Here is an 830-nt window from a genome sequence, read left to right as displayed (position 1 = left end):
TTAGCAGCCTTGCGCAGGATGTCGCGTTCTTCACGCAGCTTTGCGTTTTCGTTTTCTAGCTGGCGGATCCGCTCAGAATCAGTCGTCGCCTGAGCTTTATCACGCATGTTTTTCGAGTGGGCACGCTTGCCGGTGCCGTACTGCTTAAGCCAGGAATAAAGTGAAGAACGATTGATTCCTAGCTCTGCTGAAGCCGTGTGAAGTGAGAGGTCCTCATTGTTTTCGTAGAGGGCCACAGCATCACGTTTGAACTGTTCGGAGTACCTAGGCATGGTGGTAGATTACCTTTCTTCCCAACCCAACCGGGCTGGATATCAGGTGTCTACCTAACGGGGGCCAGGTCCCCCCTCCCCTATTGGCGGTTTAGCGCTCGATGGTTAGAAGCTCAGTCTTTGCTTCGTAGATTGTGCGGGCTTTGTGACCGCCTTTGGCTGTGGCCTGTTGAAGGCGGTCTGCGAGTCCTAAGTTGATCGCGTCCAAGAATTGGCCAGCCAGCTTGTGAGTCGGGTCCGCATCGAGCGCCTTGTTGATGCAGTAGTTGATGTCCTGCTCGTTGGTAGAGTGGAATGCTGCCAGGCACCATGCGTTAGCTGTCGCGTAGTTCGACTCTGCAAGGTCCGCTACGTTAATCCAGGCGCGCTGCTCGTACTCGTTGGGGGTACGGTCGAAGTACAGATCACGGATGAGCGGGTGCTCAATGCTTTCAGCTAGGACGCTCAGGGCAATCGGGTTGGACTTGGAGGGCGCGAACTCGCGGCGGGCAATGCGGTCGAGGTAGTTCTCGCGGTTGGAGATGATGGTGGTGGCCATTTCTGGCGCTCCTTTCAATC

The 830-nt window shown here is 55.5% G+C and carries 2 protein-coding genes; both read right to left on the bottom strand.

Features of this window, described 5'->3' with window-relative positions; genetic code table 11:
- Positions 1 to 272 (bottom strand): IS3 family transposase (locus HMPREF2792_RS13160; RefSeq protein ID WP_070532491.1); only part of this gene is annotated, 272 nt, incomplete at its 3' end.
- 91 nt (positions 273 to 363) lie between these two features.
- Positions 364 to 810 carry a DUF4192 family protein gene (locus HMPREF2792_RS07660; protein WP_070532488.1) on the bottom strand — a complete coding sequence of 149 codons (447 nt, stop codon included), beginning with the start codon at positions 808 to 810 and terminating at the stop codon, positions 364 to 366.
- Between the last annotated feature and the right edge of the window lie 20 nt (positions 811 to 830).

The sequence above is a fragment of the Corynebacterium sp. HMSC068H04 genome (assembly GCF_001811255.1).
GTDB lineage: Bacteria > Actinomycetota > Actinomycetes > Mycobacteriales > Mycobacteriaceae > Corynebacterium > Corynebacterium hesseae.
Note: the sequence above shows the minus strand (reverse complement) of the source record. Positions and strands in the feature narration are given on the sequence as shown.

Coding starts and splice junctions, on each gene's coding strand:
- HMPREF2792_RS07660 (WP_070532488.1), bottom strand. CDS start 810: ATGGCCACCACCATCATCTCCAACCGCGAGAACTACCTCGACCGCATT.